Genomic DNA, 15,611 nt, shown 5'->3' with positions numbered 1-15,611 from the left:
ACTCCGATTGGGGTTCAGGCACCATTGGCTGCCGGCGGCGCTGGTTGGGGTTCTTCCGGTGCGACATCAACAGAGACCGTCATACGATGCTCGCCTCCTCCGACAATTGTTCCCTGGATGGGGCAGACATCGTAATAGTCTCTGCCCCAGGCAACTGTAATATGGTCGGCGGATGTCTGGACGTTGTTCGTGGGATCGACGTCAATCCAGCCTGCTTTATCTCCACAATACACAGACAGCCAGGCATGGGAGGCATCTGCGCCGACCAGCCGCGGTTTGCCCGGGGGTGGGTTGGTTCTCAGATAGCCGCTGACATAGCGGGCTGCCAGGTTCAAGGCACGCAGGCAGCCGATTTGAAAATGAGCAAAGTCCTGGCAGACCCCATGCCGTTGCTCAAACACTTCACTGATTTCCGTATTCACATTGGTAGCACGTGGATCGTATTTGAATTCTTTATTGATGCGGGCCGTCAAATCCAGAACTGCTTCCAGGATCGGACGATTTTCCGTAAAAGAGACTTTCGCGTAATCTGCTAATTCGGGAAACAGTTTTACTCCCGGCGATTCGAAGGTGTACTGATAAGCGTCGAGTACCCCTGCGGTGTGTTCCTCCTTCAGTTGCCGGACTACGTTTTCCCAGGCAGGAGTTTCTGCGGCTGCGACGGGCGGGGGCTCCATTACAGATACCTGGCTGGTCGCGGTGACACTCAGCCCCATGTGAGCCTGATCGATCGAGAAATAAGAGACATCGTTTCCAAAGTAGTCTTTACGATGTGTGATACTGAAAGGCTCCGGGTGGATCAACAATTGAAATTCTTTGCACATCTGAACGGGTAACGCGCGCGGTGCGAGGTGCACCAGGTTGTGGCAGACGGGAACCGCCTGGGAATATGCGTACTTCGTAGTGTGAGTGATTTTGTATTTCATTGTGGAATGATGTCTGAGAGTTGGTGAGAGGGAACAGCGTGTACCAGGTACCGGTGTGAAATTGCTTCAGACAGTTTCGGCAGCTGATAATCCCAGGTTTCAATCAGTTTTTCCAGTGGTTCGTAGTCTCCCAGGCAGTGTGTATCTGCTGTTTCCTGAATGTCCAGCATGCGAACGGAATGCAGCAGGGTCATCACGAGTCGCTGCTCGGAAGTGTATCCGGGTAACTCGCGATTGCGGGGCAGTCGTTCCACATGTTTGGCCAGTTGCATGAACTGGAATACCAGGGATCGTGGATTGGTTTCGTCTGTCAGTACCAGGTCGAGCACCGCCCCGAGTTGCAGGTTTGACAGGTAACGGGAACGGTAAGTCATCAGGCTGTCGGCAACTTCGAGCACGGTTTCAAAAATCGGGCTGGGAACTTCGGGCATCGGCACAAATGAATTTTTCACCAGGCTGATGATCTGCAGTGAACGCTCCACGCGCCGTCCCAGTTCGAGGAATCGAAACGCCTGGGTACGCGTCATGCTTTCCATCACAATTCCGCTGAAAGCGGCGAGTTCGGTAATCAGGTCGTCGGTGATGGTCAGCACATCAGACAGGTTGGTTGTTCCATAGCGGGGTGGCTGGAAACCTTTATCGATACGGCGGATGATGCGCCAGGTATCAAGTGAAATCCGGTCGCGTACAATGGAACCCAGACGAAACAGTTCATCCACGATTGCACGAAGGGAGGACGATTGTGTTTTATCGAAGACTGCCGTTGGCAGGACATGTTCGATGGGGGGCAGTTGGTTCCGCATTTTATCGATGGCGTAACCCGGTTCAATCTGTCCCTGATCCGCAAGGCAACGCAGGAGCACGGGAACTTCCAGATCACTGGTTGAACGCGTTTCCCCACTGAGTCGATTGACGGCACTGCGTAATAATCGTGCCAGTGCTTCGGCCCGTTCCAGCTGTCGTCCCAGCCAGAAAATATTATCTGCAGCGCGACTCGGTAATTCTGAACCACTCCGTTTGAGTGAGATGGTTCTTCCCTGTTCATTCAGCAGTGTGATATGTTCGACCGGCTGATCTGAAAGAATCCAGGCATCTTTACTGCCTTCCCCTTTACGAATCGAGACTTCGAGCGGATCCAGGTTGGGCGACGTGCGAGCGAGGGCACCCTGCATCACCATGTAAGATTCACCGCTGGAAACCGCATAGGCACGCAATGAGAGATGCGCGGGCTGGATTTGACCCCGCCAGACGGGAACACTGGAGCGGATGACTTTCTCCTGGGCAGCAAAGCCGGAGGGATTAGATTTGATCAGTTCTGTCAGTTTCTTCGGTGACATCTGATTGAGTGACTCAACCGAAGGATTGTCTTTACCGCGGATTCGAAACGCAGGATAAATGGTAAGTTTCTCCAGGTTTTTCAGGACATAGCCCAACTGTTCCTGGTCACCGCACCACCAGGAAGCGACGCCGGGCATCAGCAGTTCTGAACCCAATAACGCTTTACTCAGGCGAGGCATAAAAGCCATGAAGGCGACGGATTCAATCAGTCCACTGCCCAGTGCATTGGCGATGCCTACCTGGCCGGAGCGGGCAGACTGCGTGAGTCCGGAGATGCCGAGTCGGGAGTTCGAAGATTTCATTTCCAGCGGGTCGCAATCCCGGCTGTTCTGACGGCGAAAGATAACATCCACGGGAATCAGGCCGCCGAGCGTCTTCAGCATTACCTGGTTTTTGCGGACGGCAAGGTCTCCCCCTTCTACAAGTGTATAACCCAGATAACGCGCCAGGTAGGCGTCTTCAAAGTAATTGGGGCTGGTCGGGCCGTGACTGAGCAGGACGACTCGCGGGTTTTCCAGACTCTGTGGTGCCAATTTACGGAGTGTTTCCTGGGCTGCGATAAAAAACGGTGCCAGCCGCTCGACATTACATTGATGAAAGAGTTCAGGAAACATACGCGAAGTCAGAATGCGGTTTTCCAGTGCGAAGCCAATCCCGGAAGCAGCTTCCGTCCGGTCTGCTAACACCCACCATTCTCCGTTGGGAGAGCGGGCCAGATCAGCGGCGTAAAAGTGCAGAAAACAGTCGTTGCGCAGCTGTTCCCGATGATAAGAACGCAGAAATCCGGGGTGAGAATATACGAGTTCCGCAGGCAGTACTCCATTTTTTAACAGCGTCTGTTTTCCATACAGGTCTTTCAGAACCAGATTTAACAGTTGCGCCCGTTGACGCAGTGCCGTCGAGATTGTTTTCCATTCGGCAGAGGAAATCAGAAACGGGATCGCATCCAGTTCCCACGGGCGTGGCTGATCTTTGGGGGTCACAACACCGCTATAGGCGAAATCATTGGCCTGTACTGTGCGTTGTGCCTGTTGCCAGCGATGTTCAAATTCTTCCCGACCGATTTTCACAACGGTATCGAGAAAATTTTTCGCATGCTGACGAGGTTGTCCTGTGTCCAGCAGGAACTCATCGTACGCTCCCCCGGGAGGCGTGTAACCCTCAAAAATGTTGTTGACAGAGAGCGGCGGTGTGGACACGGTTGAAGGTAATCCTAATGTGATACGATGAATCATTAATGGGCGTGACTGCACCGAGATCGGATGTAGATGTCAGGCGGGCGGTAAATCCCCGGCAGCGCAGGAATCGGTTCCTCCCTAAACCCAATACTCAGTTGGAGTAATCTTACACAATGCCCCGGTTTCGGCGAAGGTCAAGTGTCAGCGGAAACATGGCATTTTTTTCATCTTCAGGTATAGAACTGGTTCCTCCTGTATGACCCATCTTGAAAAACCGTGCTGCGCGGCGGCTTTCCGCCTCGTAACCATTGACTGGAAACGTTCCCGGATTCAGCCCGCCAGGATGACCCACATGGTACGTACAGCCACCTATTGAACGATTTACCCAGGTGTCCACCAGATCAAATACCAGTGGTTCGTCGACGGGGATCGTCGGATGCAGGCAGCTGGGTGGCTGCCAGGCCCGGTATCTGACGCCGGCGACAAATTCTCCTTCCGTACCTGTGGCATGCAGAGGGATTTTACGACCGTTACACAGCAGAATGTGCCGTCCATTGGACATGCCCTGGACTTTCACCTGTAGACGCTGCACGGAAGAATCCACGAAACGGGCGGTTGCACCACCGGCAGGTTCTTCACCCAGAACATACCATGGCTCGATAGCCGTTCTCAGTTCTACATGAATCCCCCGGTATTGCATTTCGCCGATATGCGGGAAACGAAATTCATAGTGTGGCCCGAACCAGCTGGCGTCCAGGTCGAAACCTGCCTCATTTAATTCGGAAATAATATCTTCAAAATCCTGCTGAATGAAATGCGGGAGCAACCAGCGATCGTGAATGGACGTATTCCAGTCCACGAGATCGACTTTATAGGGTTTGTTCCAGAAATGAGCGACCAGAGCCCGCAACAGCAACTGCTGAGTCAGACTCATCTGCCAGTGCGGAGGCATTTCAAATCCCCGAAATTCCACGAGACCCAGGCGGCCGGTAGCAGAGTCAGGCGAATAGAGTTTGTCGATACAGAACTCGGCGCGGTGTGTATTTCCGGTCAGGTCAACCAGCAGGTGTCGAAATACCCGGTCGACCAGCCACGGAGGGCATTCGCCTTTTTCGGGAATCTGTTCGAATGCGATCTGAAGTTCATAGATCGCATCGCAGCGGCCTTCATCTACACGCGGCGCCTGACTGGTGGGTCCAATGAAGCGGCCTGAGAAGAAGTAGGACAACGAGGGATGGTTATGCCAGTAAGCGAGCAGGCTTTTCAGCAGGTCCGGGCGTCGTAAAAACGGGCTGTCGTGCGGCGTATGGGAGCCCATCACAAAGTGATTGCCTCCCCCGGTCCCATTGTGCGTGCCATCCAGGTCAAACTGTTCTGTTCCGAGTCGCGAGTGACGCGCGTCTTCATAGACTCCGGACGTAATGTCGACCAGCTCCTGCCAGCTTTTGGCGGGATGTACGTTGACTTCGATCACACCAGGGTCAGGAGTGGCTTTGATATGCTGCAGCCGGTAATCATTCGGAGGCAGATAACCTTCCACGATGACCGGGATTTCCAGTTCGGCAGCGGTCTGTTCAATTTCCGCCAGCAGTTCCAGATAGCTTTCCAGATGATCCACAGGGGGCATGAAAATATGCAGTACGCCATCGCGTGCTTCAAAGCACATCGCCGTGCGAATGACTGCTGGTTCCAGCGGTGGCGTTTCGGCTTCGGGTTCCTGTTCCAGGTCGATTGTGTCAAATCCACCCCCCGCGCCGACACGCTGCAGTACCTGGTGCTGTACGTTGCCGGTGACATGTTGCGCGGTCTGATGATAGGCCGACTGCTGACGCAGCTGATCGTATTCGGGGAGATCACTGGTGGCTTCAAACGGGACGACCGGTGTGGGGGCATACTCACCCGGCTGAGGTGCCGGTAGTGAATCCAGGGGCAGTCGCAGACCCATGGGGGAATCGCCGGGAATCAAAAACAGCTGTTCTGAGCGGACAGGCCAGGTGCCGCTCATCCAGCGTGGTTTGGCATTCCACCACTGATGCATCAGCGGCAGCATGCAGCCGACCGGGGCTCCGAGACCGCGTTCAAAGACGCGAGCCAGCCGAATACGCTCTTCTTCATCGACCAGATCGGAATTCAGCACATCGGCATTCACAGCCAGGCGACGTTCCTTCCACATATAGTACATCGCATCTTCATACGCGGTGGCAACATATTCGGGGTTGAGTCCCAGCCGTTTCGCCAGGGTCGTGGCAAACAGCTGCGCATGTTCAATATCGTGTTCATAATTTTCTTCGGGAGCAGCCAGCAGCATGGGGTCATTCCAGATGGGCTGTCCGTCGGTGCGCCACATGCAGGTCAGCGCCCAGCGTGGTAACGATTCGCCGGGATACCATTTCCCCTGTCCGTAATGAATCATTCCCTGCGGTGCAAATCGCTGTCGCAGCAGTTCAATCAGATTTCCTGCGAGCCCGCGTTTTGTAGGGCCGACAGCCGCTGTTTTCCATTCGTCGCCGTCCATATCATCGATGGAAACAAACGTTGGTTCGCCCCCCATGGTCAGGCGGACGTCTCCTGCTTCCAGGGCCTTGTCGACCTGCTGTCCGACACTGTCGATCCGCTCCCAGACTTCATCCGTATAAGGCTTGGTAATACGGGGATCTTCATGGACACGTGAGATCGACATTTCGTGGTGAAAGGTGACTTCACATTTTTCGACAGTACCTGAGATCGGCGCTGCATTCAGTGGCTCGGGAGTACACGCCAGGGGAATGTGTCCTTCGCCTGCAAATAAACCGGATGTCGGATCCAGTCCAATCCAGCCGGCACCGGGCAGAAAGACTTCGGTCCAGGCATGCAGATCGGTAAAATCTTCGGCAGCACCGGAAGGGCCGTCCAGCGATTCAATATCGGGTTTCAGCTGAATCAGATATCCGGAGACAAACCGGGCTGCCAGTCCCAGATGCCGGAATAACTGAACCAGCAGCCAGGCACTGTCACGGCAGGAACCGCTGCCCAGCTGTAAGGTTTCTTCGGGTGTCTGCACACCGTGTTCCATGCGAATGACATAGCGGATCATATTCTGAAGTCGCTGATTCATGCAAACCAGAAAATCGATGGTCTTGATTTCGGAACGGTCGATTGAAGCGAGCAGGGCGGCAAATTCCGGTCCTGGTTCAATCGTATCCAGGAATGGCTGAAGATCTTTTTTCAGGATCTGTTCATAAGTAAATGGATAGTTGCTTGCTTCTGGTTCCAGGAAGAAATCGAACGGATTGATCACCGTCATTTCGGCGACGAGATCGACTTCCACCTGCAGCATGTTGGTCTTTTCCGGGAACACGAGGCGCGCCAGATGGTTGCTGTGTGGATCCTGCAGCCAGTTGACAAAATGCTGGACGGGAGTGACACGCAGCGAATAACTGCGGATCGGAGTCCGGCAGTGTGGTGCAGGGCGAAGGCGAACCAGCTGTGGAGCCAGCTCGACGTAACGATCGTAGTGGTAGACCGACTTATGGTTCAATGCGACACGGATCATGATATTCAATCAATCGTAGAAGAAGGATAAAAGTGCAGGAATGTCTATCGTTGAGTGCTTAACTGGTTTGCGACTGGCTGTTTTCGTTAGCAGTTTGAGCCTGACTCTGACTCTCTGTCTGCTGCGCTATGAAGAAATCTTCATGAATCGCTTCGCCGACTGAGTTCAACTGATTCTGAAAGCCGTCAATATACTGGTGCAATCCCTGCTGAATAATATCCTCGACACTGGTGTAGTCCATCGTGGAACACAACAGGCCCATCCGCTGTTCTGCCAGATTCTGAAAGGTTCCGGCGTGACTTCCCGTGATAGATCGTAACGACTCCTGAGCCTTCCTCAGGCAGAAGTGCATGGCACGGGGAAAGTACGTATCAAGAATCAAAAAATTCGCTACACGTTCAGGTGTGATTTTTCCGTATTGTCTGCGGTACATGGCCAGTGCGCTGGCTGATCTTAACAGCGCAGACCAGCGAACCACATCCAGTGCGCTACCGACATCCCGGGCATCCGGCAGCAGTATGTAATATTGTACGTCGACAATTCGCGAAGTTTTGTCGCCCCGTTCAATCAGCCTTCCCACTCGTGAAAAATGCCAGGCTTCTCCATGTGACATGGTGGCTTCCGTCGCGCCGACCAGCATGTGGCTGGCCAGTCGCACGCGTTCGCAGAACTCCTGAGGCTGATCCAGTGTTACGGGACTTCCTGCGGCTGAACGTACCATAAAATAGAACTGATTAAGTTGTTCCCAGACGACCGTCGGAATGATTTCACGAATGGTTCTGGCATTTTCCCGTGCATAAGAGACACACGAGAGAATGGAATTGGGGTTTTTTTCATCGAATAACAGGAACTTCAGGACGTTATCCCGATTCGGCGCACCATAGCGTTCTTCGTAGGGGATCTGATCGCCGGTGGTATAAACCAGTGGCGCCCACTGGTCTCCGAGTGAATCGGATTCTCCCAGTGTCAGATTGTAATTCACGTCAATAAACCGCGCCACATTCTCAGCACGCTCGACATAACGACTTAACCAGTAAACGGAACTCGCAACGCGACTGAGCATCAAAACTTCTCCAGAACTGCTGTCGCAGGGTTTGTCTCAGAATGAGAGTGACCATTACGCAGGATCCATGTGTCTTTACTGCCCCCCCCTTGTGACGAGTTGACCACCATCGACCCTTTCCGCAGGGCAACACGCGTTAAACCGCCGGGCATGACATAGATATCTTTGCCACAGAGTACAAAAGGTCTGAGGTCAACGTGTCGAGGTTCCAGTTCATCGCCCACCAGGGTGGGGACCGTTGACAGTTTTAACATGGGTTGCGCAATCCACTCGCGCGGGTTGGACTTTATCGCGGCGGCAGTTTTGTCCCGTTCTTCCTGAGTCGCATGTGGTCCCATCAGGATTCCATAACCGCCGGATTCATTGGTTGGTTTCACAACCAGCTTATCGAGATTGGCCAGGACATGCTCACGTTGTTTGGCATCGGAGCATAAATAAGTGGGCACGTTGGGGAGAATGGCATCTTCCCCCAGGTAATATTTGATGATATCGGGAACATAAGCATACACGGCTTTGTCGTCTGCCACTCCCGTACCTGGGGCGTTGGCCAGAGTGACGCGGCCGGCCCGACAGACATCCATCAGGTGATCGACGCCTAACGCGGAGTCCGGACGGAAATTTTTGGGGTCCAGAAAGTCGTCATCGATGCGACGATAGATCACATCAACCCGCCGCAGTCCCTTAGTGGTTTTCATGAAAACATAGCCGTTTTCCACAACCAGGTCGGGACCTTGCACGAGTTCGACGCCCATCTGCTGAGCGAGGAAGGTATGTTCAAAGTAGGCTGAGTTGTAAATGCCCGGTGTGAGTACGACCGCGGTCGGATCATTCACACCCTCCGGTGCACAGTCTAGCAGGGTTTTGAGTAACTGTTCGTTATAGTCTTCGATGGGAGCGACCGACATACCCTGGAAGACCGGGGCAAAGGTGCGTTTCATCAGTTCCCGGTTTTCCAGGACATAGGAAACGCCCGAGGGGCACCGCAGGTTATCCTCAAGGACATAGATCTGACCGTCCTGATCACGAATCAGGTCGACTCCCGTAATGTGACACCAGACTCCCTGGGGAGGATGAAAGCCTTTGCATTGTGCCCGGAGTGTTTTCGAACTCTGAACCAGTTCTGCAGGAACGGCTCCATCTTTGATGATTTTGCAGTCGTTATAGATATCATCGATAAACAGATTCAAGGCGTGGATTCGCTGCTTCAACCCGCTTTCAATGGTCTTCCATTCATAGGCATCGATGATGCGGGGGAGCAGGTCGAAGGGCCAGACTTTTTCGGTACCGGCTTCGTGACCATAGACGTTGAACGTAATCCCCATATTCTGCAGTGAGATTTCAGCTGCTTTCTGACGCTGCTGCAGACTGCCTTCTGTGAGTGTCTGCAGTCGTTCCACAAACTTTTGCCCACTGGGCCGGGGTGTGCCATCCGGGGCAAACATCTCATCGAAAGTTTCACTGTACTGGTAGGGAGCTAACCTCATCAAACGATTCCTCAACGAGCCTTTTAAGACGGAATTGCTGTAAATCTGATGTATGAAATACAAATTAAGCAGATTGCGTGCCGTATTAAGCAAGTAATCGTTGATAACTTGAATCTATGATTAAATTACCATACAACACTTTTCTCTCGTGGAAGTATCGCGCACAAAGACAGCAGATATCTCAGGTGTTTGCCTGATAATTAAGCATGACCTTTCGTTAATACGGAAAGCTTAATTACGTTCAGCATTCTCTGGATCTGTGCAGCAACCGACGATTGAGATCGAGTGAATATCGCTTCGCTTCAGCATAACACAGCGGCGCGCAATTCGTATAGATCAAGTCTCAGGAATCAGGTTCATATCAGGTAAAGATATAGGCTTTCTCCGAATTCAGGGGTCGAACAGATTAGTCCGCCTGTTTGAGGTCAAAGGCGAACTCGTTGGCACCGGATTTGACCTCCAGCTTAAACGGACTGGTCTTTATCTGTCGTACCTTTGAAGGAATGTTTTCGTAGCTTTTCACTTCGGGCGGGGCCTGCCCGGGGATAACCGGTTCCTGAGGAGGCGGATTCACGGTCACGGTGTAAGATCCGAGAGCAACCTGTTCCAGGCTGGCGGTCCCCTCACTGTTTAATGCACCGCCACCCCCTTCACCAGTCTGTTCATTGACCAGGTCAACCTGGCCTTCTGTGACCGGCTCAGTTCCATTCGTGATCTGGATGGTCACCGAACCGCGGGGTTTTTCAGCTCCAGGTGTCCTGCTGCAGCCGGACAGTTCCAGCAGGAAGAGCAGCGCACAACCGCTGATGACCAGTGAGTGGCGGAGGGAGTGTGAGGCAGTTGGGAGGATCGTCGTTTTCATATCTTCAGGTCGAATAATTGTGAAAGTAAATTGAGAAAGCTGTTCCCCGGCAGATTGCACAGGGCAGGATCTGCCAGGGAAAACGGGAAGGCTGGTTTAATACTCGCCGACTACTTTTCCATCATCACGTACGCAGAGCTGTCTGAGAGTTTCCATATCGATGTTCTCGGAAAGAAATCGCACGGAACCGTCAGTCAGGACGGCATGGACTCCGCCTACATGATGAGAGTTGAGGATGGTATTTGCCGAATAGGCACTGGCGCCCTGGGTAGGTGCACCAGATTTCCAGTAAGCATTGGGGGGGTAACGGACCGTAGTAGTTCCCGCTGCATAGTAGTACCCACCTGAAGCCATTGGCAGAGTGGTGCCGGCGTTCCAGGTTGACAGGCTGGCGTTCGCCCAGCCGTGCCAGGCTCCCAGTGCGTTCGCGCTTTTTTGAGTTCCATTCACCAGACCGGACTGTTCTGCCAGGATGATGGTGTTGGAAGTTCCGTCAGTACAGTCACGAAAACGTCTGCTGACATAGGGAATCAACATGCCGGTGTTACAGTTGCTGGAACTGCTGGCCAGTACATCACCGGTACAGACATTGGTACGACCTGCCGGATCCGGAGTGGCGCCGGAAATTCCGACATAATCAATGATCATACTCTGCAGGCTGGCATCGGAATTACTGTCAGACAGACTGAAATCTGTGGTGTTTGTCATACCATTGGGATTCGAAGGGCATTTGTAGACGGGTAACCTGACCGAATACAGCACTGTGTTACCGGGAAATCCTGAATGTGCCCAGTAGCCATCGGCTCTCGTTAATTGCGCATATACATTGGCCTGATCGATGTAAGGCAGAATCGCGACCCGCCAGTTGGGATAGGATCCCGTTTGAGTGCCAATGGGTAATGAGGTGTAAATTTCATTGTAGTTGTGCATGGCCAGTCCCAACTGCTTCATATTGTTTTTGCAGGTGGAACGTCTGGCTGCTTCACGTGCCTGTTGCACGGCAGGCAACAGCAGCGCGATGAGAATGGCGATAATGGCAATGACCACCAGTAATTCAATGAGCGTAAAGCCGCGCTTTCGGGGTTTGTGATTCAACATGGTAGGATTCCTGTGAAGATAATAAAGGAGGGAATTTCAAACATGCTGTTTAGTTTATGCAATTAGGGTGCCATTGTTAACGATTATTAGGAAATAAAGTTAAAATATATAGTTATGGCAGATATCAGACGGAATGACAGGTCAAACTGATACGAGACTCTTCTGCAAACAAAGCACTCTCAAAGTTATAAGATTATCTATATAAAAGGCTTAAGGCATGACGGTAATTGCTTTGTTAAAAATAGGATGCAAATGATTCGATGGGAGAGCAGGACAGTTTTCACGAGTGAGGCTGCTCAGGAAATAATCAATCCCTGCATGGTTTACTGGAAGGGGACGCCTTGATCGAGTGAGTTTGTACTGAGAAAATTCCGATGCATTACAGCGGCAGCGGTTACTGACCTGGCAAAGGAGGGCGTGGATCTGAGGGGAGATCGAGTGGGGTGCCGGGAATCCAGAGCAGACGTCCTGTATCCGTCATTTTCTGTTCCAGCAGGAGTTCAGTGATTTCGGTAAGCCGATCCAGCACCTGCCTGTGAAAACTGTTTTTCTCAGAACCGTCTCCCGCGGGAATTCCGGTAAACAGTTCAATGGCCTGGTTAAGAGTTGAAACGGCCCAGACATGAAACGTTCCCTGCTGAATTGCCTGTACGACGTCGTCGCGCAGCACGAGGTTCTGAACATTGGCGTCAGGGATACAGACGCCTTGTGTGCCCGTTAAGCCATAAGCGTGACAGACATCGTAAAAGCCTTCTATTTTTTCATTCACACCACCGATGGCCTGAACTTCTCCAAATTGATTGATTGATCCTGTAACAGCAATATCCTGACGCAGCGGCACTTCGGCAAGGGCGCTGAGCAGGCAGAGCAATTCCGCGACGGAGGCGCTGTCACCATCAATGCCGCCATAGCTCTGTTCCATGGCGATGCTGGCAGAGAGCGTCAACGGCTGTTCGCCCGCGTATAAATTGCGTAACAGCCCCTCCAGAATCAGCATGGCTTTGTCGTAGGTGCTGCCACTCATGCGGCTTTCTCGTTCGATATTGATAATTCCCGCCGTGCCAACACCTACACTGGCAGTCAGTCGGGAAGGGCGTCCGAAGGTATAGTCACCCAGATCAGCAACTGCCAGCCCGTTAATCTGGCCGATCCGGGTTCCTTCCAGCTGGATCAGCAGTGTGCCGTCTGCGATCAGGCCTCGTATTTTTTCGGCGACCATGTCGGAACGAAAGATGCGTTCCTGTATGGCCTGGCGTACGTAATCTGGTTGGACCACTTTCTTTTTTTCTCTGCTGGCCCAGAAGCTGGCTTCGCGGGCGACGTCTCCGATATGACTGAAGATGGAGGTGACTTTATTCTGATGACTGGCCAGTCGTGATCCAACGCGAATCAGTTCTGCGACCGCGGCTGCATTGAAGGGCAGCAGCCCCTCTTGCTCCGACAACTGGCGTATCAGGCGCCCATAAATCAGCCCGGTCTCCTGATCCCGATCCTGCTCGTCATCGAAGTCTGCTTTCACGCGGAAGATTTCGCGAAAATCTTCATCATGCAGATACAACAGGTGATAGATCAAAGGTTCTCCGAACGCGACCAGACGGACTTTGAGAGGAATTGATTCCGGCTGCAGTGCCGAGAGGGTAAACATGGAAAACTGGTCCTGGACCTGAATTTCCAGTGACTGATTTTTGAGGGTCCGTTTCAGTTCTTTCCAGACGAACGGCTCGATCAACGCATCCATCAGGTTGAGAATCAGATAGCCCCCGTTGGCTTTCAGCAGGCTGCCCGCTTTAATGCGTGAAAAATTGGTTATGACCCGTCCGGCCCGATCGACAACCCGTTCAATCGTCCCAAACAGATTGCGATAGTTGGGTGCATCTTCCACAATGATCGGGGGTTCTTTTAAATGGCTGTTGTCGACCACGACATTCACGCGATAGTCCAGAAATCGCTGTTCGGGATCGATTCCACCTTCACCTGCGAGCATCGTTGCGGCCTGCGGGGGCATATCCGATAGATCACGGAACAGATTCAAATGATTGATCACATGGGTTTTGAAATGCGAGAGCCAGTCTTTGAGCCTGGGGATTGTGAACTTCTGCTGAATTTCATTGATCAGTGGTTCAACAATCTGGACGGCGAAACGGCGGGCGACTTCCCTGACATCACCGGAGAGCTGACGCTGAATTTCCCGCTGTTCCTGCAGGACGCGCCCTGCCATGCCTACGAGTTCGTCCTGGTGGCTTTCCAGTTCCTGCATTTCTTCCGGTGACAGTTGCTCGATTTCCTGTTGTGTCATCGGACGATTATCTTTAAGCGGAATAAACAGGATCTCGCCATTGGGCATCTGCTGCACGGTCAATTCATGCTGACCGGCCAGTTTCTGAAGTTTGTCGAACACTTCTTCGCCACGCTTGCGGTAGATCTGCCGCAGTTTCTCTTTTTCTTTCCCAAAGTCTTCTTCTTTGAACGCCTTCGGCAGAGATTCCTGCAATTGCTCGATCAGTGCTTCCATTTCCGAGCGGAACTGAATTCCCTGACCGGCGGGCAGACTGATGGCCAGCGGGCAATCGGGCTCTTCAAAATTATTGACATAGATCCAGTCATCCGGAATGGAATCATCCAGAATCCGTTCGCGGAGCGCATGAGTGATGAGTTCATTCCGACCGGTGCCGATCAGCCCGGAAAGATAGATATGATAATTCGGATGCCTGATACCAGTGCCCAGTTCCAGCGCTCTGACAACGCGAGGCTGTGCGACAATTTCTGTCAGTGGCTCCAGTTCCTGCGTGGATTTAAAACCGAACGATTTCGGATCCAGTTTTAAAGTTACTTCTTTAGAGGTCAGCTCACGGTATTCCGTCTGTTCGGTCATAAAGTTCTCATCAGTCAGTTCAACGGTTAAACAGGGGGGCTGAGTTTCTGTTTGGGGATTTGCAAACGCAGGATGCCGGCCTGATTTTCCCGTTTGACATGATAGGGGTCGACAGGCTGTTCGAGGGGGATACGGCGAAGAAAGCTTCCCTGCCGACGTTCGATGCAGATTCCCTGGGCCGATTTCTCCACGCAGCCGGATCGTCGCCAGCCGGAAATAGTCAGAGAATGCTCCTCCACTGTGACATGGATCTCATCCGGATCAACGCCAGGGACATCGGCTTCCACCAGGTAAAAATCGGGCGTTTCGAAAATATCAATTTCGGGTTGCCAGTTTCCGCTGGGGGGACATAACCCCCACTGACCATGAATGAGTTCATCAAATGCCTGATCAATCTGCTGTTCGAGATTTCGCAGGCGTATCGGTTTCCACGGTAATTGCGACATCGGGGCTCCTGCAGGAATATTTAATAAGAATAAAGGAAACGACGTCTTGTTCTTTCAGTTTACCCTGATTTCAGGAAGGCGTCCAGAAAAAGCCTGCTCTGCCGTCGGTCAGGTATCACAGAATTCGATATGCCGTTGAGAGATGAACGAGCAGGGCGGATGTTATTCAATCAGTTTCAGGTTGAATTGTCACATGTTCAAGCTCAGAACAGTCACTTACTGCATTTTGGGGTTGTGGCACATGACTTGCAGTTTAATGCAGTATCTCTATACAAAAGGAGGAAAACCAATGGCTTATCATAAAGTACAGGACATTCTGGAGCTTGTGGAGTCTTTTCACAAACAGATGCGCCAGGCTTTGGATCGCGTCTCGCAGGAAGCAGATTCCGACTCTGTAGAATGGTTATCACACCAGTTGCGGCAGCATGAATTACATTGGGAGGCGGCTCTATCCGGTTATGAGAAACGAGTCGCGGAAGGTGTGCTCGATACCTGGTTGCAATATTTTCCTGACGAGGAAGTTCGCAGACAGATTGATGCGATCGAGATTAAACGCGATATGACACTCGATGATCTGATCGATCTGAATGTTCGTTTTCGCCAGGCTTTGATTAACCTGTATGAAACACTGTCTCAGGCATCATCGGCACCGCGGGTGCATGAACTGTTTCAACAACTGCAGGAATATGAGCAGGCTGTGATTGCACAACAAAGCAAGAAGCAGCAGGATTCGGAACTGGTAGAAAACAGATCCCGTAAAAGAGCATGATGTTTTAGATGTCATCAATCACAAAACCCCGCTGGATTTCAAA

10 protein-coding genes are annotated in these 15,611 nt (G+C 52.2%); 1 reads left to right on the top strand and 9 read right to left on the bottom strand.

Features of this window, described 5'->3' with window-relative positions:
• Positions 1-14: 14 nt before the first annotated feature.
• The 9 genes from GmarT_RS20295 to GmarT_RS20255 form a co-directional block, all read right to left on the bottom strand.
• Positions 15-926 (bottom strand): transglutaminase family protein, encoded by a 912-nt coding sequence (locus GmarT_RS20295; protein WP_002644087.1) that lies wholly within the window; start codon positions 924-926, stop codon positions 15-17.
• Positions 923-3,463, bottom strand: a complete 2,541-nt coding sequence (locus GmarT_RS20290; protein WP_187782312.1) for a circularly permuted type 2 ATP-grasp protein — start codon at positions 3,461-3,463, stop codon at positions 923-925. The genes GmarT_RS20295 and GmarT_RS20290 overlap by 4 nt, the downstream gene beginning before the upstream one ends.
• Before the next feature lie 145 nt (positions 3,464-3,608).
• Positions 3,609-6,974: a transglutaminase family protein gene (locus GmarT_RS20285; RefSeq protein ID WP_002644089.1), complete on the bottom strand. Its 3,366-nt coding sequence runs from the start codon at positions 6,972-6,974 to the stop codon at positions 3,609-3,611.
• 58 nt (positions 6,975-7,032) lie between these two features.
• Positions 7,033-8,037 carry an alpha-E domain-containing protein gene (locus GmarT_RS20280; protein WP_002644090.1) on the bottom strand — a complete coding sequence of 335 codons (1,005 nt, stop codon included), beginning with the start codon at positions 8,035-8,037 and terminating at the stop codon, positions 7,033-7,035.
• The gene (locus GmarT_RS20275; protein ID WP_002644091.1) at positions 8,037-9,521 is read right to left on the bottom strand and encodes a circularly permuted type 2 ATP-grasp protein; all 1,485 of its coding nucleotides are present in this window, start codon (positions 9,519-9,521) and stop codon (positions 8,037-8,039) included. The genes GmarT_RS20280 and GmarT_RS20275 overlap by 1 nt, the downstream gene beginning before the upstream one ends.
• Before the next feature lie 406 nt (positions 9,522-9,927).
• Entirely contained in the window at positions 9,928-10,383 is a 456-nt protein-coding gene (locus GmarT_RS20270; protein WP_154900436.1) for a peptidase associated/transthyretin-like domain-containing protein, read from the bottom strand.
• Positions 10,384-10,479: 96 nt separating this feature from the next.
• Positions 10,480-11,481 carry a DUF1559 domain-containing protein gene (locus tag GmarT_RS20265; protein ID WP_002644093.1) on the bottom strand — a complete coding sequence of 334 codons (1,002 nt, stop codon included), beginning with the start codon at positions 11,479-11,481 and terminating at the stop codon, positions 10,480-10,482.
• 394 nt (positions 11,482-11,875) lie between these two features.
• The gene (locus GmarT_RS20260) at positions 11,876-14,353 is read right to left on the bottom strand and encodes a Lon protease family protein (RefSeq protein ID WP_002644094.1); all 2,478 of its coding nucleotides are present in this window, start codon (positions 14,351-14,353) and stop codon (positions 11,876-11,878) included.
• A gap of 26 nt (positions 14,354-14,379) precedes the next feature.
• Positions 14,380-14,799: an Hsp20/alpha crystallin family protein gene (locus GmarT_RS20255; RefSeq protein WP_002644095.1), complete on the bottom strand. Its 420-nt coding sequence runs from the start codon at positions 14,797-14,799 to the stop codon at positions 14,380-14,382.
• A gap of 289 nt (positions 14,800-15,088) precedes the next feature.
• Here GmarT_RS20255 and GmarT_RS20250 point away from each other — a divergent pair, with 289 nt between their 5' ends.
• Positions 15,089-15,568: a hypothetical protein gene (locus GmarT_RS20250; RefSeq protein ID WP_002644096.1), complete on the top strand. Its 480-nt coding sequence runs from the start codon at positions 15,089-15,091 to the stop codon at positions 15,566-15,568.
• The last annotated feature ends 43 nt before the right edge of the window (positions 15,569-15,611 follow it).

Origin of the sequence: Gimesia maris, from assembly GCF_008298035.1 — a bacterium.
GTDB lineage: Bacteria > Planctomycetota > Planctomycetia > Planctomycetales > Planctomycetaceae > Gimesia > Gimesia maris.
This window is presented reverse-complemented; position numbering and strand designations above follow the sequence as displayed.